15 protein-coding genes are annotated in these 20,442 nt (G+C 53.9%); 4 read left to right on the top strand and 11 right to left on the bottom strand.

The genetic code is table 11. The features are described 5' to 3' along the window. Positions 1 to 32: 32 nt before the first annotated feature. The 7 genes from R8G34_21055 to R8G34_21025 form a co-directional block, all read right to left on the bottom strand. The gene (locus R8G34_21055) at positions 33 to 1,421 is read right to left on the bottom strand and encodes an FGGY-family carbohydrate kinase (protein MDW3225342.1); all 1,389 of its coding nucleotides are present in this window, start codon (positions 1,419 to 1,421) and stop codon (positions 33 to 35) included. Next, positions 1,418 to 1,732, bottom strand: coding sequence for an L-rhamnose mutarotase (locus R8G34_21050; protein MDW3225341.1), 315 nt, complete (start codon positions 1,730 to 1,732; stop codon positions 1,418 to 1,420). The genes R8G34_21055 and R8G34_21050 overlap by 4 nt, the downstream gene beginning before the upstream one ends. After that, positions 1,732 to 2,739: an ABC transporter permease gene (locus R8G34_21045; GenBank protein ID MDW3225340.1), complete on the bottom strand. Its 1,008-nt coding sequence runs from the start codon at positions 2,737 to 2,739 to the stop codon at positions 1,732 to 1,734. The genes R8G34_21050 and R8G34_21045 overlap by 1 nt, the downstream gene beginning before the upstream one ends. After that, on the bottom strand, positions 2,736 to 3,716 hold the full coding sequence (locus R8G34_21040; protein ID MDW3225339.1) for an ABC transporter permease: 981 nt from the start codon (positions 3,714 to 3,716) through the stop codon (positions 2,736 to 2,738). Before R8G34_21040 ends, R8G34_21045 begins: the two co-directional genes overlap by 4 nt. 3 nt (positions 3,717 to 3,719) lie before the next feature. Continuing rightward, on the bottom strand, positions 3,720 to 5,243 hold the full coding sequence (locus R8G34_21035; GenBank protein ID MDW3225338.1) for a sugar ABC transporter ATP-binding protein: 1,524 nt from the start codon (positions 5,241 to 5,243) through the stop codon (positions 3,720 to 3,722). A gap of 70 nt (positions 5,244 to 5,313) precedes the next feature. Further along, complete coding sequence (rhaS, locus tag R8G34_21030; GenBank protein ID MDW3225337.1) at positions 5,314 to 6,309, bottom strand: rhamnose ABC transporter substrate-binding protein; 996 nt, start codon at positions 6,307 to 6,309, stop codon at positions 5,314 to 5,316. A gap of 30 nt (positions 6,310 to 6,339) precedes the next feature. Then, on the bottom strand, positions 6,340 to 7,143 hold the full coding sequence (locus R8G34_21025; protein MDW3225336.1) for a DeoR/GlpR family DNA-binding transcription regulator: 804 nt from the start codon (positions 7,141 to 7,143) through the stop codon (positions 6,340 to 6,342). A gap of 193 nt (positions 7,144 to 7,336) precedes the next feature. On the opposite strand from R8G34_21025, the gene R8G34_21020 reads away from it, so the two are divergent. Both R8G34_21020 and rhaI read left to right on the top strand, forming a co-directional pair. Then, a complete protein-coding gene (locus R8G34_21020; GenBank protein ID MDW3225335.1) occupies positions 7,337 to 9,439 on the top strand; it encodes a bifunctional rhamnulose-1-phosphate aldolase/short-chain dehydrogenase in 2,103 nt (700 codons plus the stop codon). A 10-nt stretch (positions 9,440 to 9,449) separates the two neighbouring features. Next, entirely contained in the window at positions 9,450 to 10,724 is a 1,275-nt protein-coding gene (gene rhaI, locus R8G34_21015) for an L-rhamnose catabolism isomerase (GenBank protein ID MDW3225334.1), read from the top strand. A gap of 24 nt (positions 10,725 to 10,748) precedes the next feature. Here the strand turns inward: rhaI and R8G34_21010 are convergent, their stop codons facing one another. Then, complete coding sequence (locus R8G34_21010) at positions 10,749 to 12,173, bottom strand: DUF2235 domain-containing protein (GenBank protein MDW3225333.1); 1,425 nt, start codon at positions 12,171 to 12,173, stop codon at positions 10,749 to 10,751. A gap of 451 nt (positions 12,174 to 12,624) precedes the next feature. Here R8G34_21010 and R8G34_21005 point away from each other — a divergent pair, with 451 nt between their 5' ends. Continuing rightward, positions 12,625 to 15,135: a methyl-accepting chemotaxis protein gene (locus tag R8G34_21005; protein ID MDW3225332.1), complete on the top strand. Its 2,511-nt coding sequence runs from the start codon at positions 12,625 to 12,627 to the stop codon at positions 15,133 to 15,135. A gap of 496 nt (positions 15,136 to 15,631) precedes the next feature. On the opposite strand, the gene R8G34_21000 is transcribed toward R8G34_21005, so the two are convergent. Genes R8G34_21000 through R8G34_20990 form a run of 3 tightly spaced genes read right to left on the bottom strand, consistent with a single transcriptional unit; the run spans position 15,632 to position 19,296 of the window. Beyond that, entirely contained in the window at positions 15,632 to 16,681 is a 1,050-nt protein-coding gene (locus R8G34_21000; protein MDW3225331.1) for a substrate-binding domain-containing protein, read from the bottom strand. A 28-nt stretch (positions 16,682 to 16,709) separates the two neighbouring features. After that, entirely contained in the window at positions 16,710 to 17,732 is a 1,023-nt protein-coding gene (locus R8G34_20995) for an ABC transporter permease (GenBank protein ID MDW3225330.1), read from the bottom strand. Beyond that, positions 17,719 to 19,296 (bottom strand): sugar ABC transporter ATP-binding protein, encoded by a 1,578-nt coding sequence (locus R8G34_20990; protein ID MDW3225329.1) that lies wholly within the window; start codon positions 19,294 to 19,296, stop codon positions 17,719 to 17,721. Before R8G34_20990 ends, R8G34_20995 begins: the two co-directional genes overlap by 14 nt. Before the next feature lie 93 nt (positions 19,297 to 19,389). Between R8G34_20990 and R8G34_20985 the strand changes: the two genes are divergently transcribed. Further along, on the top strand, positions 19,390 to 20,424 hold the full coding sequence (locus R8G34_20985; GenBank protein MDW3225328.1) for a LacI family DNA-binding transcriptional regulator: 1,035 nt from the start codon (positions 19,390 to 19,392) through the stop codon (positions 20,422 to 20,424). Positions 20,425 to 20,442: the final 18 nt, after the last annotated feature.

The following is a 20,442-nucleotide window of genomic DNA, read 5'->3' as shown; positions in this document are numbered from 1 at the left end:
AGACAAGAAGCGTTCTGTACCGCAGCCAATCCCTAAATCTGCGCCCGGTGATGCGCTGTCAGGTGCTTCCATTGCGCGGCATACCGCGCCAGAAGTGCTTGATCCGTCGGCTCGGGCACGGGTACAAGTTCGATTTTGTGATCCGGCGCGCCAAAGAGCATTGCAGCCCCTATGCTCGTGCCGGTGACCGAGTGGCTGATATGCACGGGGCGTTCTGTTGCGGCTCTCAACATATCAAGAAACCTCGGGCTACGGGCAAACGGCCCCTCAACCAAAATCGGCCCGTGACCTCCTGTCAATTGCAGGCAAACATCGGTCATGAGAGCGAGATAATAGGCCGTTGCCACGGTGCGTGCAGATGTGCCGGGGGGCGGCTCCCCATTGAGCCATTGCATTTGCTGCCCCTGAAATGGCCCGGTCGTGGGGTCAACTGCGGGCAGCAACATGCAACGCGTTTCCAGAACCTGCCGGGCGTCCACATCATTTGCCGATGTTGACTGGCCCTGCAAAATGATCTCAAACTCTCGCCCGCCCATGAAGCGCGCGGACGGGACCGCCTGCCCCATTGCATTGACGTTGATCAACGTATCGCGCCTCGGGTCTAGTTGTTTCGGCTTTGCCCCCATGCTCATGGTGATTAGCCAGGTCCCGCTGGATACAACTGAAAAGGGCGGATCCTGTGTCAGCACATAGGGGTATAGCGATGCATTGGAATCGTGAATACCGCAGACAACCGGTGTCTGACCGGGCAATCCGGTTGCCAGCGCCACCTCCTCTCGGATTACGCCCAACACCTCCGCAGATTTATGGACAGGTGCCATCTTGCCGGCGATGTTCAGGCGCGCAACCAGATCAGAAAACTGGTCTGTGTGCGGGTTCCAAAGGTCGGTGTGACATCCAATGGACGTCACATCGCTGGCCGGAACGCCTATCAGGCGGTATGTCCAATACTGGGGATACATCACGATGTGCTTGGTGCGCTCAAAAAGCCCGGCGTCCTGCGCAAACTGCCAGTATAGCTGTGCCCCCACGTTGAGGCCCCCCGTTAAACGCGGCGAGCCGGTTTGAGAGAACGGCGAGCGGATCGCATCATATTGTGCCGCCAGCGCGTCAGGCCCATCGTGCTCATAATCAAGGATCGGCGCCGCAAGATTTCCAGCCTCGTCAAGCAGTGCGGCGCAAGCACCATGGGTTGTCACGGCGATCGCATCCACATGATGAGCGCGGTGAAACTCTGCCAGCCCCTCCAGGAAAAACGCCCAATGCCCTTCCGTGTCGAAATGTGGCCATGGCGGCCCGGGCAGGACCGTGTTCGAGCGGGTCAGAACTGCCTTTTCTGACAGGTCCTGCATATCTACCAGCGCAATCTTGACGTTGGTCTTGCCGACGTCAAGCACCGCAATATGGCGGGGCGCAGTCATGGCATGTGAAAGACGCGAGACAACTCAACTGCAACAGGCGCGCCGTCCGGATTTGTCTCCATCAGATCAGCCATATGCGCCCACCATTTTTGCATCACCGGATGGCTTGGCAGATCGGCCATGGCATGGTCCGTTGTCCGCAAGAGCACGCCGATCAAAAGCCCCGTTTCCCGATCATGGTGAATGGTGTAATCGCTGATCCCGGCTTCGTGCAGCAATTTCACCAGTTCGGGCCAAATCTCGTCGTGACGTCGCTGGTATTCCGCTTCATGGCCCGGGTGCAGCCGCATTCTGAAAACAAAGCGCTCCATTACTGTGACCGCCGCCGGTTGCGCAGCATTTGCCAGATCCGCGGAAGCGCGATGACGCCAATCAGCAGCGCGCCAATAAAGATTGACATCACAATGCCCGGAACATTCAGCAGACCCAGACCAAAGGTGACCAACCCCATGACAAAAGCGGCAATGACCACGCCCGGGATGGAGCCCGACCCACCCAGAATATTGACGCCACCCAAAACCACCATGGTGACGACTTCCAACTCCATGCCCTGCGCAATACTGGGACGGGTAGACCCAAGGCGCGATGTCAGGCAGATTGCAGCCACGCCTGACATCAGCCCGGTCAGCATGAACAACATGAATTTGACACGCTGCACGCGGATGCCACTGAACAAAGCGCCTGTCGGATTGTTCCCGATCGCATAGACTGCGCGCCCGAAATTGGTTTTGTGCAAAAGCACGCCATAAAGGACTGCAAGCAGCACAAAAATCACCATCTCCACGGTGATCACCCAGAACACATAGCCTTGCCCGAACCATGCAAAATCTGCTGGGTATCCGCGAAAGGCGCCGTCCCCAAGAATGATATAGCTGATACCGCGAAAGAGGCTCATGGTGCCGATGGTCACAACGATGGATGGCAGACCCAGAACTGTGACAAACACCGCGTTGAAGGCGCCACACAGCACGCCAACCGTCAGGCCGATCACGACAAGTTCGGGGGTGCCCGCGCCGTGTTGCACGGCCAGGCCCATGGCAGTGCTGGCCAGCGCAATAATGGATGCCACCGACAAATCGATCTCGCCCGCGATGATCAAAAGCGCCATGGCAAAAGCGATCATCGCTTTTTCGGTGAAATTGAATGTCGCATCGCTCAGGTTCCAGGCGTTCAGAAAATAGGGCGAGGCAAAAGAGTTCAGCACAAAAATCGCCACCGCCACCGCCAGTAACAATGTCTCCCAAGAGCGCAGGACGCGGTGCATACGGCCATGCAGGCGGTCCGGAATTGAGCGCGGTACTGCGGTTGCATCGGTCATGAGGGCTCCTGTGCGGACTTCAGGATGATGCGGCCTTTGGCGCGCCCCGATTGAGCATTGAAGGCCACGGCGATAAGGATCGCACTGCCGGATATCGCCAATTGCCAAAACGGCGAAATATTCACAACGGGCAGTGCATTTTTCACAACGCCTAAAAACAGCGCGCCTAAAACCGCCCCGCCCACGGACCCGATCCCACCGGCGATAGAAATGCCACCGATGACGCAGGCCGCAACCACTTCAAGCTCGAAACCGCCCGCGATATCGACATAGGCCACAGCGTAGCGCGCAACCCAAAGGTATCCGGTCAACCCCGCTAATGCGCCGGACAGAACAAAGGCATAAAACTGTGTGCGTCCCACGTTAATACCCGTGTAAACGGCCGCATGTGGGTTGCCGCCCACCGCAAAGATGGAGCGTCCCAGCGGCGTACGCGCCATCATGATGCCAAACACCACAACCGTCAGGATCGCGACCCAGGACAATACAGGCAGGCCGAGGATGGCGGCACGCGGAAAGCCGGTGAAAGCTGAACTCATCTCATGCGCATTGACCCATTTACCGTCAGAAATGAGGAAAATTATGCCCCGGAAGATGGTCATCGTGCCCAGCGTGACGACAATCGGGGGGATTTCCAGTTTCCAAACCAAAAGACCATTCACAGCGCCCATAAGCGCGCCCAGCACAATCGCAATGGCAATGATCAGCGGGATCGGCAAACCTGGCAGCGCCACGTTCAACATCGCAACCGCCATTCCCGTCAGCGCCAGATTGGCAGCGACCGAAAGGTCAATACAACGGGTCAGGATCACCACCATCTGCCCTAAGGCCAGAATGATCAGTGGTGCCGTGTCATTGAACACATTGGCAAGGTTCGCCGGTGCTACGAAACCGGCAAAGCGGGTGGAAACCAGCACTAGCAATACCAAGACCGCACCAGCTAAAATGCACTCGCGCAAGGGCAAACGGGAAATCATCAATCAGACCTCTTCCAATTCATGGCTTGGGACGATGCCCGCAGCGTGTCGCACCAGCGTTTCCGGGCTCAGATCATCGCCCGCCAATTCAGCCGCAATGCGTCCGTCGCGCATTACGATTACGCGGTCGGACATGCCGATGATTTCAGGAATTTCGGAACTGACCATGATGACCGACAGACCCTGTGCGGCAAGTTCAGCCATGAATTCATGCACCGCCGCCTTCGACCCGATGTCGATGCCCTTCGTCGGCTCATCCAGAATAATGACCTTCGGTTCAGTGGCCAGCCATTTAGCGATCACCACTTTTTGCTGATTGCCTCCCGACAAGTTGCCCACGTCCTGATCCAGAGCGGCCGCGCGCAGATCCAAACGCTCGGAATAGGCGCGCGCCAGCTTGAATTCCTCTGCGAGGTCGAGAAATCCTGATTGCGACATACGTCTGAGGGACGGCAGTGTGATGTTTTGAAAAATCGGCAAGCCGATCACCGCGCCCTGTTTGCCGCGATCCTCAGGCACGTAAACGATCCCGTTGGCCACCGCATCCGCGGGGGAGCGGATAATGCGAATGGTGCCATCCATCTTGCAAACACCTTTGGTGGGTTTCGTGATGCCAAAGAGCGATTGCATGAATTCCGAGCGCCCTGCCCCGACTAGCCCGTAAAACCCCAAAATCTCGCCGCGCCTGAGCGTGAAACCGATGTCTTCAAATTCGGTTGGATGCGCATAACCAACGACCTGTAACACATCTTCGCCCGCCATTTTGCCACGTTGCGGGAAGATTTGGTCGACGGAGCGCCCGACCATCATAGTGACCAAAGCATCCTCGTTGATGTCCTCAATCAGGCCCTCTGCGACAAAGGCACCATCGCGAAACACAGTGTAGCGATCCGCAATCCGGAAGATTTCGTCAAATTTATGGCTGATGAAAAGGATAGCCTTGCCCTGCGCTTTCAGCGTTTCAATCAGGGCATAAAGCTCTTCGATTTCCTTGTGTGACAAAGCGGCTGTGGGTTCATCCATAATCACCACGCGGGCATCAATGGACAAGGCACGCGCGATGGCGACGAGGTGTTTGCTGGCAATGCCCAGATCGCGCAGACGCGTTCGTGCATCAAAAGGTGCGCCGATGTCTTTGAGCAAAGCAGTTGCTTTATGATGCATGGCCGTCCGATCGATCAGACCAAACCTGGTCCGCGGGGCATGGCCGATGAATATGTTTTCTGCCACGGAGAGTTCATCAAACAGCACGGTTTCTTGATGGATCGCTGTGATACCGGCATCAGAGGCCGCGTTGGCGCTGACAAAATTCTGCGGTTCCCCGTCGATGCGGATCGTGCCGCCATCTGGCTGATAGATACCCGTCAGGATTTTGACCGTGGTTGACTTTCCCGCACCATTTTCTCCCACCAAAGCGGTCACCTGCCCAGGGTACAGATCCAGACGGACTGCGTCCAACGCCTTGACGCCAGGAAACGTTTTGGTGATCGCGTCCATTGATACAACAGGCGTGGCGCGCTCGGTCATGTCGTCACTCTTCATGGCTGGGGGGATCAGATTGCGGGTTCGGCGCCTGATCGCGCCGAACCCTATCAGGTCAAAAGATCGACTTGAAATCATCAATGTTGCTGGCGTCATAGATGAACGGGTCGGCCATCGCGCCCTCGTTGTTGTCATCCAGCGTCAATGCACCCATCCGACCCATTGGCACGGCAGTACCGGGTTCAGCAGTCGCGCCACCCTCGGCCAATTGGTAGGCCAACATCGTCGCCGAATACCCCAGATCAATGGGGTTCCAGATCGCAAAGCTCTGTGAGGCGCCGGATTCAATGGCCCCGGCCATCTCGGAAGGCAGACCAAGACCGGTCACATTCACTTGTCCCACTTTGCCGGCATCCACAACCGCCTGTGCAGCCGCTACGATGCCGACCGATGTGGGCGCAATGATCGCGTCAAGATCGGGGAAAGACTGCATCAGCCCTGTGGCTTCGCGATAGGATTTATCGGCCAGATCGTCGCCGTAAACCGTGGATACGACGTTGATGCCGGGATAGTCGCCCATCACCTTTGTCATCTCGTCAATCCAGACGTTCTGGTTGGTTGAGGTTGTTGTTGCAGACAACACAGCCACATCACCGCCCTCGGGCAGATGATCCGCCGCCAGTTTGATGATCATGTTCCCGATCAACGGATTGGAGGAGGGATTGAGATGCAACTGACGCCCCTCAGGAGCAACGCCACTGTCCCAGCTGATCACGGTGATGCCGCGCTGCATTGCCTTTTTCAGCGCTGGCACAAGGGCGTCTGTATCATTGGCCGAAATCGCAATCGCATCGACGTTTTGGGCGATCAAAGCGTTGATCACTTCGATTTGCCCTTCGGCGGTGGTATCCGTAGGACCGGTATAAATGACCTCGACATTGCCGAGCTCGGCGGCGGCCTCCTCGGCCCCTTTTGCGGCGGCTTCGAAAAAACCAATTCCCAAGGCTTTGACCACAAGCGCGATACGCACGTTGTCTTCGGCCATCGCCGGGCTGGTCAACATCGCAGCGGCCATTGCCGCGGATGCCATAATTTTCTTCATTACACTCATGGTTTCCTCCCTGGAGCGGTTTTGCTTTTTTTAGGACACTGCGGTCGTTTTCTGTGCAGCGTTGGTTTTTACGACAATCAGATTGATGTCAGCAGCGTCCAACATGGCGGCCGTACGGTCATCAATGCCATCGTCTGTAATGATCGTGTCTATTCGTTTGAGGGGGCACAGGATAAGGCTGGAGCGGCTGGCAAATTTTGAACTGTCCACAAGCACGATCAACTCCTCCGCCTGTCCGATCAGTTTTTCCTCGGCCTGAACAAGCAGCGGATCTTGCTCCATCAAACCAAGCGGACCAATGCCCTGCGCGCCCATAAACATGCGCTTGGCATAAAAGTTGCGCGTCACATCGTTCTCAAACGGTGACAGAATGATGTTCTGCTCGCGGTAAATAATCCCGCCCGATAGCACCACCGTATTGCGTGTGTTTTTCAGCAGATGTTCGGCAATCGGAAAGGAATTCGTGAAGACCTGCAAGCCGCGTGTTGCAAGCGGATGCACCATCTGAAAGGTCGTCGTGCCGCCGTTGATGATAATTGAATCGCCATCCTGGCATAATTCGACCGCTGCCGCCGCGATGGCCTGCTTTTGCGCAATGTTCATGGTCTCATTGACCGAAAAAGGGCGTCCCGCAAGGCCCACAAAGGGCGTCGCAGCTAGCGCCTCGGCGCCGCCGCGCACCCGGCGCAGTTTTTTCTGTTCGTCAAGAGTGCCGATATCCCGGCGAATTGTCGCCTCTGATGCACCGGTCAGCGCGCATAGATCGATCACCGTCACAAGCGCACGGTCCTGCACGGCTGACAGAATGATACGGTGCCTGTCTTTCTCGTGCATGATGATCCCTCCTCGCTTGACTTCTCATAACGTGGAGCGAGTCGCGACAATATGTCAATCAAAAACTATCACAAGCAATCGCAAATTGCCCAAGATGACATATTTTGATTGTTTCTGATTGACTTTAAGGTTCCAACAGATCAGCTTCACGGCAACAAAAGCAGGACGATCACGTCTTTGAAGGAGACCCCCGATGCGCAACCCAGAGAGCACACAACGCCTTGAAAATAAATGGGATGCGCAGCACGCTGCAGGAATGAGCGAGCCTGAAAAACTGCTTTATCGCTCCAATCTTCTCGGTTCTGACAAGAGAATCACGAACTATGGTGGCGGCAATACGTCGGCCAAGGTGATCGAAAAAGATCCGTTGACGGGCGACAACGTCGACGTGCTTTGGGTCAAAGGGTCCGGCGGCGATGTGGGCTCTATCAAGATGGATGGCTTCGCCACACTCTACATGGACAAGCTTGACGGATTGCGCGGTCTCTATCGCGGCGTGGATTTTGAGGACGAAATGGTCGCATACCTGCCCCATTGCACCTTTAACCTGAACGCCCGTGCAGCCTCTATTGACACGCCCTTGCACGCCTATGTGCCCCGAAAACATGTGGATCACATGCACCCTGATGCGATCATTGCCATTGCTGCCGCGAAAGACAGCAAAGCGTTGACGCAACAGATTTTTGGCGACTCCATTGGATGGTTGCCGTGGAAAAAGCCCGGATTTGAGCTTGGCCTCTGGCTATCCGATTTCTGCGATAAAAACCCGGATGCGAAGGGTGTCGTGCTGGAAAGCCATGGCTTGTTCACCTGGGATGATGACGCGCAAGCCTGCTATGAATTGACGCTGGGCATTATTCAAAAAGCGATGGACTGGTTTGAGGCGCAGACCGCCGACAAGCCTGCTTTTGGCGGGGCGATACACAAGAGCCTGCCCAAAACCGAGCGTCGCACCATTGCGTCCAAACTGATGCCAGCGATCCGCGGAATGGTCTCCGGCCAACAACATATGGTTGGGCATTTCACCGACAATGATAGCGTTCTGGAATTCGTCAATGCAAAGGACATGCCGCGGCTCGCGATGCTTGGAACATCCTGTCCGGATCATTTTTTGCGCACTAAAATCCGCCCTTTGGTTGTGGATTTTGATTCAGAAATCCGAGACATCGACGCAACGCTGGCAAGTCTTGCTGGCAGTGTCACAGCCTACCGCAATGACTACGCAGCTTATTATGAGCGTTGCAAACATGATGACAGCCCTGCGATCCGGGACCCAAATGCCGTGGTTTACCTTATCCCCGGCGTTGGCATGATCACCTTTGCCAAGGACAAGGCCACGGCCCGTATTTCCGGCGAATTCTACGTCAATGCGATCAATGTCATGCGCGGCGCGGATGCCGTCTCGGATTATCAGGGTCTGCCCGAACAAGAAGCTTTCGACATTGAATACTGGCTGCTGGAAGAGGCCAAATTGCAACGTATGCCGAAGCCAAAAGCGATGGCGGGTCGCATTGCCCTCGTGACCGGGGGCGCGGGTGGCATTGGATCTGCCACGGCAGAGCGATATCTGCGCGAGGGCGCCTGTGTCATGCTGGCCGATATTGATGAGAGCGCTTTGGCCGACACGGCTGCCAATCTCAGCGCGCGGTTTTCATCTGATGTGGTGCGTACCGTGGCCATGAATGTCACCGACGAAGCCGCTGTCGCGGAGGCTTTCAGTGAAACAGCCGCCGAATTTGGCGGCTTGGATATTCTGGTCTCAAACGCGGGGATCGCTAGTTCAGCGCCGATTGAGGACACCAGCCTTGCCTTGTGGAACAAAAACATGTCAATCCTCTCCACCGGGTATTTCCTCGTCAGCCGCGAGGCGTTCAAGGTGATGAAAACCCAGGAGATAGGCGGTGCGGTGATCTTTGTGGCCTCCAAGAACGGGCTCGCAGCCTCTCCCAATGCATCGGCTTACTGCACGGCCAAAGCGTCCGAAATTCATCTCGCACGGTGCCTTGCGCTTGAAGGCGCACCGTCAGGCATCCGAGTAAACGTGGTGAACCCGGATGCAGTCTTGAAGGGATCCAAAATCTGGTCCGGGGACTGGTTGAAGGAACGTGCGGACACCTATGGCAAAGACAAAGAGGGGCTTGAGGCGCATTACCGCGAACGTTCGATGTTGAAACGCTCCGTCTTGCCCGAGGATATCGCCGAGGCGGCTTATTTCCTTGCGTCGGACCTGTCCTCAAAATCCACAGGAAACATTCTCAATGTCGATGCGGGCAATGTGCAGGCATTTACAAGGTAAGGAGAGCAACATGATCCATTCTGACGTCATTGCGAAAGCAAATGCTGAGGCCGAAGCGCATCTGCACGAAGACTATGATGCCCTTGGGTTGCAGCTTGCGCGGCGCGGCATTGACATCAACCAGATCACAGCCCGTGTGGCAGATTACGGGGTCGCCATTCCCAGTTGGGGCGTGGGCACAGGCGGGACACGATTTGCCCGCTTCCCCGGCCCCGGCGAGCCGCGTGGGATTTTCGACAAATTGAGCGATTGCGGTGTGATACAACAACTAACGCAGGCGACCCCATCAGTTTCGCTTCATATTCCGTGGGATCGCGCCCCTGCAAATGACTTGAAGGCCAAAGCCGAAGAAGTCGGTCTCAGCTTCGATGCGATGAACTCCAACACGTTTCAGGACCAGCCCGATCAGGCGCACAGTTACAAATTCGGCTCCTTGTCGCATACCAGCCGGGCCACCCGGCAACAGGCGATCGAGCACAACCTGGAGTGTATTGAACTAGGTCAACAGATCGGGTCCAAGGCGCTGACAATCTGGGTCGGAGATGGCTCAAACTTCCCGGGACAGACCAATTTCACGCGTCAATTCGAACGCTATCTGGAGGCCGCCAAGTCAATCTATGCGGGGCTTCCAGAGGATTGGACCCTGCTCACCGAACACAAGATTTTTGAGCCTGCGTTTTATTCAACGGTGGTCCAGGACTGGGGCACGAATCTGTTGATCGCGCAGCAATTGGGGGACCGCGCAAAATGCCTTGTGGATCTTGGTCATCACGCACCGAATGTGAACATAGAAATGATCGTGGCGCGCCTGAACCAGTTTGGCAAACTGGGAGGATTTCATTTCAATGACAGCAAATACGGCGATGATGACCTAGATACCGGCAGCATTGACCCTTATCGCTTGTTTCTGGTGTTTAATGAATTGGTTGAGGCAGAATCGGACCCCGCTTTCAACCCCATGCACATGCTGGATCAGAGCCACAATGTCACGGATCCAATCGAGAGTCTGATGGTGTCCGCCATGGAAGTGCAACGCGCTTATGCACAAGCGTTACTCGTCGATCGAACCGAGCTCGAGGGTTATCAGGACAATAATGATGCGCTTATGGCAACCATGACGCTGAAAAGGGGTTTCTGCACCGATGTTGGTCCTATTCTGGCGATGGGCAGGTTCAAAAAATCGGGCGCGATTGATCCGATATCAACATATCGCGCTTCCGGCTATCGGGCTCGCGTCGCTGAAATTCGCCCCGCCGTCAGCGGTGCCGGTGGCGGCATCGTCTAAGAAAGTGGGCAGAGCCAGTCTAGCTCATTCAAAGAATTTCTTTGCCTTCGGATGTGCGCGCAATTGTTCCGGCCTATAGGGTTTCATTTCACCAGAATGCGACACTTGTTTCGCCTTCAGTCGTGTTGTTACCGAAGGATGCAATGGAAAGAAACTATCCACAATCCGCGGCTTGGCGGCCCATTTCTTGCCAAACCGGCCAAGGCGGAAAATATACGTCTCTTCATGCTGCACACCCAAAGGATCAGGCGTGAGATAGAGCATATGCTCATTGATTTGAACGTCGGGCACGCATTCTTTAAGCTCTGCGACCAACCAATCAAGCGCGATATCACTCAACCGGGACTCGGGTTCGGGATAACTACCACCAACATCACTGTGACAGCCCGGAAACCAAACCTGTTTAAGCCATGCAGGGTTACGCCCAGCCGTTTTTTTCGCCTCCGCTGCCATCGCCCATTTGACGCGCGGAAAGTCCTTGCGATGCTCGTCAATCGCCAGGGCATGGCGCGCGAACTGCACGTCTGAATCCAGCCACTTGTCATAGTTTTTGAGGTTCCACACCGCATGGTGACCGTGCTTCCAGATCGACGCCCAATCCCGCACATTTGAAATCCTGAGAGACTTGTCTTCATCGGGTGAAAAATACTTGAATTGAGACCAGCGCAGTTTTGCATAATGGTAGAGAATTACGGCCAATAAGGCGGATATGATGCCACACAAAAACCAATGTGTTCCCATCCAAATCATGACGATCAAAGAAATTGCCAGAACCGCGATTGCGGCCAAAGCAGCAAACAGGATCAACCCGTTCCCCAGTGCGGCAACCGTATCAAAAACGCCAATGAAATGGGGTTGTACGTTTCCCTGAACGTCCTTTTCGGCATCGGGTTCGAAGCTGCCGTATTTACGTCGAAACCTGCGCCCCAGTTCTTCGCGACGGCTGAAGTAGGGTTCCTGACCACGCGAATACCCGTTTCCATGATTATAAACAAAATTGACAGCATCGCTGGCGATCCTGCGCAAACGCGGTCCCTGTCGTGGCACCGCCGTTCCATCGGGCATTTGTGTCGGAATACCGCACAGGTTCATGACATTCGCCACCGCGCGAACGGTGTACGCCCCCCGAGAGAATCCAAAGAGAAGGACGCGATCCCCCGGTTCGTAATATGATATGATCTGTTCATAGCAATCGATCACATTTTCATCAATTCCGGTGCCTACGGCGGATGAAACAACATTTCGCAGACGTTTCAGACTGAACGCGCCGGCCTCGCCTGCCCCCAACCCTGGATCATAGAAACACACCTGATCAAAAGGACTTATAGGAGAGGACGGGCCCGGTCGCATAGCGCGGTACATTTTGTAGATATTTGACAGACGTTGATCCGGTCGCAACCCGCCGACTTGCCCCGTGCCGTCCGAAAAGATGAGTATATTTTTGGGCATATTCTTCTCGCGCCGGCCTGATTGTTACCCGTCGAATATCCATCCTGATGCGGTCCGGGTCAAACGAACAATGCGCGAATATACCGGTTCATTCAGGCATCCTGCCCTTGAAAAGTCATAAATCGCCCTTGTATCACCCTATTTTACAGAAAAGGCGATGGCGCTAGACTTTTTGGCTATGTGTTTCAGAACTCGGGATTTTGTAAACTGATTGGCCTTCTTTAGGGCTGATTTGCGAAAGTTTTAGGCATTCGCAAGTACTCAAAAATGCCATTTTTAGATTTTGGTAAGAACTAGGCCCCTATTTATCTGGCTACCGCTCGTGCTGCGCGCAATTGCGACGAAAATGGAAATCGTTTCTGAGGGCGCTCAAAACTTTAAGATCTAAGGGAACCCAGCGATGCAAAAGCTATTCGGAAGTATGAAAATTGGTAAAAAATTGCCAATAATAATGACTCTTTTGGTGGCTGTTACGATCATCGTGCTCAGCGTCGCAAATGCCACTTCAAAGAAAAGCACAGTTACGGCCGCTGCGGTCCAAAAACTTCAAGGTATTGCCATCCTAAAGAAGAAGCGTGTGGAAACCTTGTTTGAAGCTATTGATCGCGACATCCGCTTGCGTGCCAACGCGCCCTTTACAAGCCAGGCCCTGATTGCACTGGCCGATGGCTACCAGTCCTTGGAAAACCCGGAAGAGGTTCTGCGTCGCGTGTACATTACCGAAAATGAAAACGCGCTTGGCGAAAAAGACTTGTTGGTGAAAGCCGACACTGGTTCCAGCTACGGCTTCATTCATGCAATTTATCATCCAAACTTTGATGAATTGCAGAATGAAATGGATTATTACGACGTCTTTCTCTTCGATCCCGAAGGCAATCTGGTTTACAGTGTTTTCAAGGAAAATGACTACGCGACAAACATGCTGACAGGCGAATGGAAAGAGTCCGGTCTGGCAGACGCCTTCCGTCAAGCCATGGAAATTGGCCCGAACGATCCGTCGGTTTTCATTGACTTTGCGCCCTATGCACCAAGCGCTATGGCACCCGCAGCTTTTCTCTCCCGTCCGGTCTTCAATGAACAAGGAACGCTGTTGGGCGTTCTGGCCTATCAGATGCCCATCACGCAGCTCAACCGGGCGGCTGGTGAGTTGGAAGGGCTAGGCTCCACAATAGATGGCTACATCGTAGGTGCGGATGGACGTATGCGGACCGATTCACCTGCCTCCGAACAAAACGATATCTTGGCTACGACCGTAGAGCTTGATATTGTCGACGAAGGCATTTCCGGCGAAAGTGGGCAGTTCGAAGCCATCGGTCACACGGGCTCCAATGTTTTGGGCTACTTCGCGCCCTTCGAGTTTTTGGGCACGCGATTGGTCGTTATTGTTCAGCAGGATACAGATGAGCTCTTTGCGAGCTTGAACAAAGCTCTGGTGGTTGCTGCCGTTATTTCCGGGGTGATTTTCTTAGCTGCTCTCGGCATTTCCATTTTCGTCTCCCGCGGCATTACGCGCCCCCTTCAGGCTCTCACCGGCGCGGTAACTCAAGTTGCCGATGGAGAGAATTCCGCCACGATTCCAGAGACCGAACGCCAGGATGAAATCGGTGAGCTGGCACGTGCTGCAGAAATATTCAGGCAGAACTCGTTACGTATTGAAAAAATGAACGAAGAACAGCAAGCCGCAAACGCAAAAATGGCGGAAATGAACGCTGAACGCGAAAAAGCGGCTGAGCGTGAAATGGAATTGGCGCGCGAGCGCGAAGAAGCGGATCGCGCCACTGCCGAAGAACGTCAGGAAATGATGCGCAATCTTGGCAGTTCGTTTGGAGAGGTGGTAAGCGATGCCATTGCAGGCAAATTCTCCAGCCGCGTGTCATCCGATTTTAAAGACGAAATCCTGATCGAGTTGGCTCAAAACATCAATATGCTCATGGAAGCTGTCGACGATGGATTATCGCAAACTGGATCGCTTTTGGCTCGTGTGGCGCAAGGCGATCTGACAGAGCGGATGGAAGGTGATTTTCAGGGAGCATTCGCCGACCTACAAGGTAATGTGAATGACATGATCGATTCACTTACTTCTTTGGTAGGAGAAATTTCTGAAAGTGGATCAACCCTGTCCAGTTCTTCCAGTGAACTGCAGCAAACAGCAGATACCTTGTCCCGTCAGGCAGAACAAAACGCAGCTTCCGTCGAAGAAACATCTGCAGCGCTGGAGGAGTTGTCTGCCAGCATCAAACAGGTAAATACCAATATCGCGGGAGTTAGCGACAGCGCACAGCAAGCGCGCAAGACTGCATCTTCCAGCGAATTGATTGCGGCAGAAGCCGCCTCTTCAATGGATCGCATCGCAGATGGTTCCAAAGAAATCGCCCGGGTAATCGGCGTAATCAATGACATCGCGTTTCAGATCAATCTGCTCGCGTTGAACGCGGGGGTTGAAGCTGCTAGGGCGGGCGAAGCCGGACGAGGATTTTCTGTTGTTGCGTCCGAGGTGCGTCAATTGGCTCAAAGAGCGAGTGACGCGGCCAAAGAGATCGCCGAGGTCATTACGCAAAGTGATACGGCTGTGGCAGAGGGCGTCACAAATGTAGCAAGCGCAAAAGACTCGCTGGAAAACATTGCAAAAACCGTCGTTAGTATTTCAGAAAGCGTGGACGTTGTTACAACAGCGATTTCTGAACAGTCCTCTGGTATTGGCGAGATAACATCAGCGGTATCGCAGATTGACAGCAACACACAAAAACAAGCCGCCGCATTCGAAGAAGTTACCGCCTCAAGCCACGTGTTAGCGAAGGAGGCAAGCGATCTTCGTCAAGCAACGTCGCGGTTTCAGATTTCTGGCCAGCAAGCCGTCGTTCCAATGCCAACCGCAAAGAAAGCTACGGACAATGCCGCGCCCAAAGCGGTTGTCGAGAAAGCCGTCGGAGCCGAGTCTTTCGATGGATGGGATGAATTTTGATCTGCATAGTCTTTTGAATCGAAGCACCGGGGACACCGGAACTCAAAAGTAACAGCCAACGGCGTTAGACACTCTCGTTTAATGAAAATTCGAGCGGCTGAAGCTCCAGAGCGGAACGCGGTCTGAACCAAATCGTTTGCGAAAACGAACGGTTACTCGAAATCGAGGTCGAACGATATAGTAAGAAATGGCTAAGTTTGTTGCTGGCCGAAAACTTGAAATCTCGCAATTGATTGTCGGTTACTCGCTTCAGTGTTGAAATTTGTCCGTCCTTCAGCAGGCTGATACACAAAGTTGTACCAGAGCAATATCTGACCGTGGATACCGTACTCTGCACTTACTTTGGCACCAACACCAAGAGATCTGCGCTTTCTTTCAAGAGCAACATGGTTTTCAAATTTGGAAGTGTTCGTCATGCGACACGAAGCGGAATGACAATTTGTAAATTTACCAATGCGTCCAGGATGCGCCAATAAATCAGCGCATCCTGTGAAAGTCATTTCTGCCAGATCTTGGAATATGCATCCCTGTAGGGACTATCCGGATCAAACGCGTTGCTTTCGCCTAGTTTCGCCAAGCCTTCAGTGGTCACCAAGGCTGGTGAAGTGATGTAGCCAGAACAAGGTTCGTTTTGAATTGCTCTGTTCAATTCATCCACCAATTGCCAGCCTTGCAGGTTCAAGGGCTCTGCTACCGTTATCGCTTGATATTGTTCGCTTCGGATACGTTGAAACGCGGCCTCGGAACCGTCACCTGCAGAGCCTGCCTTCGGGGATTCTGTGCCTTGAATACCTGCAGCGGCAAGTGCCGGCCCCATAAAATCGAAGTACAAATCGTTGATCGCCAGCGCATGCGTCCAGCTGGCACCGTACTTTTGCAACAAACTCGTCGTCAAAGGTCCCATACGCGTAGATGTGTCTGCAATTGGTGTATCGACATACTCCAGCACGGTGCCGCCCATGGCCTCAACCGTTTCTTTGATACGATCCGCTTTATCGATCGCAATCTGGTAAGTGGAGTCTGTGAAAATTACAACGCCAACACTTTTTCCGCCATCTTCCATCGCCCATTGGGCAGCCACTTCAGAAACGGTCATCGCATCCGTCGATACATTCGCAAAAATTCCTCCAGGAGCGTCACACCCGATTTTTGGGCCAGAGTGCCAGGCCACCATCGGAATACTGGCTTTGACAACTGCTTCAAGTGCTGCCTGCTGTTCGATTGCATCAAAACCGTTGATCACCACACCATCAGGTTGTAACGCGAGGGCTTGCCCAATCGCTGCTGTGCGACCCTGAACTGAACCTGCACCATCCAGCACACGAACCTCCCAACCAATTACATCTGCTGCTTCCTCGACCCCGTTTGTCACACCCAGCACGCCGCCGTTTTTCAAGTCGGCGGCCAGAACCACAATCGTTTTCCCTGCTGCCGCCGTTGGTCCGGATGTGGGCCCATCGAATGCGGTTTGCGTGAAAGCGGGAAATGCAAGAGTGGTCAACATCGTACTTGCAAGTATCGCGTTCATAAATGTTCTTTTTTTCATAGTTTCCTCCCAGTTTTCTATTTCTTCGTCATCGCTTGTTTGCGCCTTTTCGACGCTGTGCATAGCCGGCAATTCCAATGGCAATCAGTAAAGTGACCCCGTTAAACAAGGGTTCGACCCAGAACGAACCACCAAATTGCTGAATACCGGAAATGCCGACGGCAAGAATTGCGACACCAACAATTGTGCCCCAGACGTTGACCCGGCCCGGCTTGATTGTAGTGGACCCCAGAAATGCGCCAACCAGCGCCGGCAGTAAGAATTCCAACCCGACGGATGCCTGACCGATGCGCAGTTTCGACGCCAAGAGCACACCAGCCAATGCAGTCATCGTGCCCGAAGCCACAAAAGCGCCAATGACGTATTTGCGTGTCGGGATCCCGTTAAGTTGAGCGGCGCGTTGGTTGGCACCAATCGCATATAGATACCGACCCACGGGCGTATATTCGAGAATGACCCACATCGCGAACGTAATGGCGATCAGGTAGTAACCCGTTATGGGCAATCCGAAAACAAATGTGGTATTCAGTGCGTAGAAACCGTCCGGTAAAACACCAACCATTTGCCGCCCGCCGGTATGCCAAAGCGCCAGCGCATAAAGCACCGTACCTGTTCCAAGTGTGGCAATAAAACTGTCAATCTTTGCAACCTCAACCAGCAATCCGTTCAGAAATCCGGCGACGGCTCCTAGCACCAACACAACGGCAACTGCGATCGGCCAAGGTAGTCCCAACATGGTTTGCAGGCTGATCGCCAGAATGTGCCACAGAACAATTCCATATCCGACGGTCAAATCAATCCGTCCCGCTGCCATCGGGATCATTGCACCCAGCGAAAGCAAGGCGATGATGGCCTTGTCCGATATGATCGCCCGCAAATTGAGCATCGTAGGAAAAGTATTTGGCAATAGGACTGAAAACAGGATGATCAGAAATACTGTCAGGATGACGAGACCGTAGACCGGCAACAGACGCAAAACGCGTTTGGTTCGGCTCAGCCCGGTCATGTCCGCCCGCGTGGGCTCTAGGGCGCCTGATTCAAGCGATTGCATTTGGTTGCTCCTTCTGGGACCCGATGTTGCCGGCAGACGCGGATTGAATCAGATTTTCTGTAGAAAGGCGCGTTCCCGCGAGTTCTTCCACGAGTTTGCCTTGGCTGAAAACAATGGCCCGATGGCAGATTGTTGCGATCTCTTCAAAGTCGGTCGACACAATCAAAATGCCGACACCTTCGGCCAAAGCACGATTGAGCAAAGCGTAGATTTCCGATTTCGCACCGACATCCACACCTGCCGTCGGGTCCTCGCAAATCAGCAATCGTCGCCGCGTGGCCAACCAGCGCCCGATAACCACTTTTTGTTGATTTCCGCCCGAGAGCGCTTCTATCGCCAGCGTCGGATCATTTGGCGAAAGCCCGAGATCCGATCCAATTCTCGCAGCTTGATCCGCTTCTTTGCCGGCCGACAACAGGTTAAAAAAACCGCGCCCGATTGCAGCGGGGTTAAGAAACGTGTTTTCACGAATTGTCAGGTTCATGGCGACTGACTCTTCGGTACGATCTCTGGCGACAAGCCCGATCCCGAAGCGAAGGGCCGCCTGCGACGAGGTCAAATCGGGTCGCTCGCCCAACAATGAAACATCACCAGAAAACTCGCTTAGACCGAAAAGCGCACGCGAAATGGCCTCATGGCCCGCGCCGCGCAGGCCGACAAGCCCCACGATTTCATTGCGCTTGAGCGTAATCGTCATTGGACCGACCTTGCCAACGGCAAAATCCTGCAAGTGCAGAATATCATCACCGGGTAAATCCTGAGACTTCATCGTTTCGCGCGCTTTCCTGCCAACAATTTTTTGCACCAATTCTTCAGGGGTTGTGTGCTCGATACGGCGCACGCCAACCATGATCCCATCCCGCAAAACGGCGACCCGATCCGCAATCTGAAATATTTCGTCCAGCCGGTGGCTGACGTATATCATCCCCACGCCGCGCGCGCGCAAAGGGCGCAACGCATTAAACAATCGCTCGACCTCATCGACGGGCAGTGACGCGGTTGGTTCGTCAAGCACCAGAAACTCGCTATCGACCGCGAGCGCCCGCGCGATCGCGACAAGGGACTTTTCGGTCCGGGTCAGGTCTTCGACACGTGTTGTCGGATCAAAATCACAATCGACCTTTTTCAATGCCCGGACAGCAAGGGACTCTACATCGCGCCAGCGGATCAGCCCGCCGCGCAACGAATAACCCAAGGCCAGCGCTATGTTTTCCGCGACTGTCATCCATTCGATCAGTCCAAGGTCCTGATGAATAAAGGCTACTTTTTGGCGTTCGCCAAAACCGGCAGTTCGATGTTGATAGGGTTGTCCGTCGATCAAAACCGAACCCGCATCCGGCGCATGGATGCCTCCCAGCACTTTGATTAAGGTGGACTTTCCTGCGCCATTTTCGCCTAAGAGCGCGACGATCTCGCCGCGCCCGACAGACAGCGATACATCTTTCAGCGCATAGGTCCCGCCGAAATGCTTGTCGATTCCATCAAAGAAAAGACCTTGATGCAGCTTGTCCGTCATACGTCCCCCCTCAGCGCCATCCAGCGCTGGCGTCAGAGCAATTCCCATAGAAGTTGAGTTACCCGTAACGTTGTGCCATGCTCATCGCCAAAGACCAAATCTGTCAAGCAAAAAGTTACCGGTAACGTAAATTGACATCACATGGATGAAAAGCAGAACAAAAGCAGTAAGATAAACCTTTCCGAGGTTGCCAAGGCCGCCGGTGTGTCGAAAATGACCGCCAGTCGTGTGCTGCGTGGAGACGGAGGGTACTCGAAAAAAACCGAAGCAAAGGTCATGGCCAAGGTCGATCAACTTGGCTATTTGCCAAACAGATTGGCAAGTGTTTTTGCAGGCGATCAGAATTCTACTTTTGTGGGTGTTTCGATCCCTGATCTCGGGAATGAGGTCTTCACACATGTTCTTGAAGGCATCGATTTAAAACTTGGATCTTTCGGACATCAGACTGTGCTTGGCTTGACCCAACACGCCGCCCAGGAAGAAGAAAACTGGATCCGAACCGTGCTGTCATGGCAACCTGCGGGCTTGATCCTCACGGGTCGCTCACATTCGCAACGCTCTTATGATATGCTGCGCAATGCTGGCATTCCCGTGGTGGAAATATGGGATTTGAACTCCAGCCCGCTGGATATGAGTGTTGGCATAAATCACTTCGATTGCGGATTTGACGTCGGTCGTTTTTTGATTGGACGTGGATATCGGTCGTTGGGATTTGTGGGAACATCGCATGACACGGCAAATGCAGCTACTGCACGGCTGGATGGGTTCACAAAGGCCATCGAAGACGGCGGAGGCAAGGTTACCAAGCAACTTTGTCTTCATGACACGGCGAGTTTTTATCCGGGGTTTTATGGGACAGAGCAACTCCTGGCTTCTGACGGCACTGTGGAGTGCATTTTTTACCAAAACGACTCCATGGCTTTTGGTGGTTTGCAATATTGCGAACAGAGAGGACTGGATGTGCCCGGTGACATCGGCATTGCAGGGTGGGGGGATTTGGCGATTGCATCAGTTATGAAACGTCGCTTGACCTCCGTACACGTGTCTCATTTGAAACTTGGCCAGGCCGCAGCGGAAATGATGATCGCGCGACTGTCTGGTGAACCCGTCGTTTCATGCAGGGACATCGGTTTTCATTTGATTCCGGGGGCAACCGTTCGCCAAACCATCATTTAGTCAACTCTCATTGGAGAT

Source organism: Paracoccaceae bacterium, assembly GCA_033344815.1.
Lineage (GTDB): Bacteria > Pseudomonadota > Alphaproteobacteria > Rhodobacterales > Rhodobacteraceae > Roseobacter.
The sequence above is the reverse complement of the archived record's forward strand: the minus strand, read 5'-3'. Positions and strand labels throughout refer to the sequence as shown.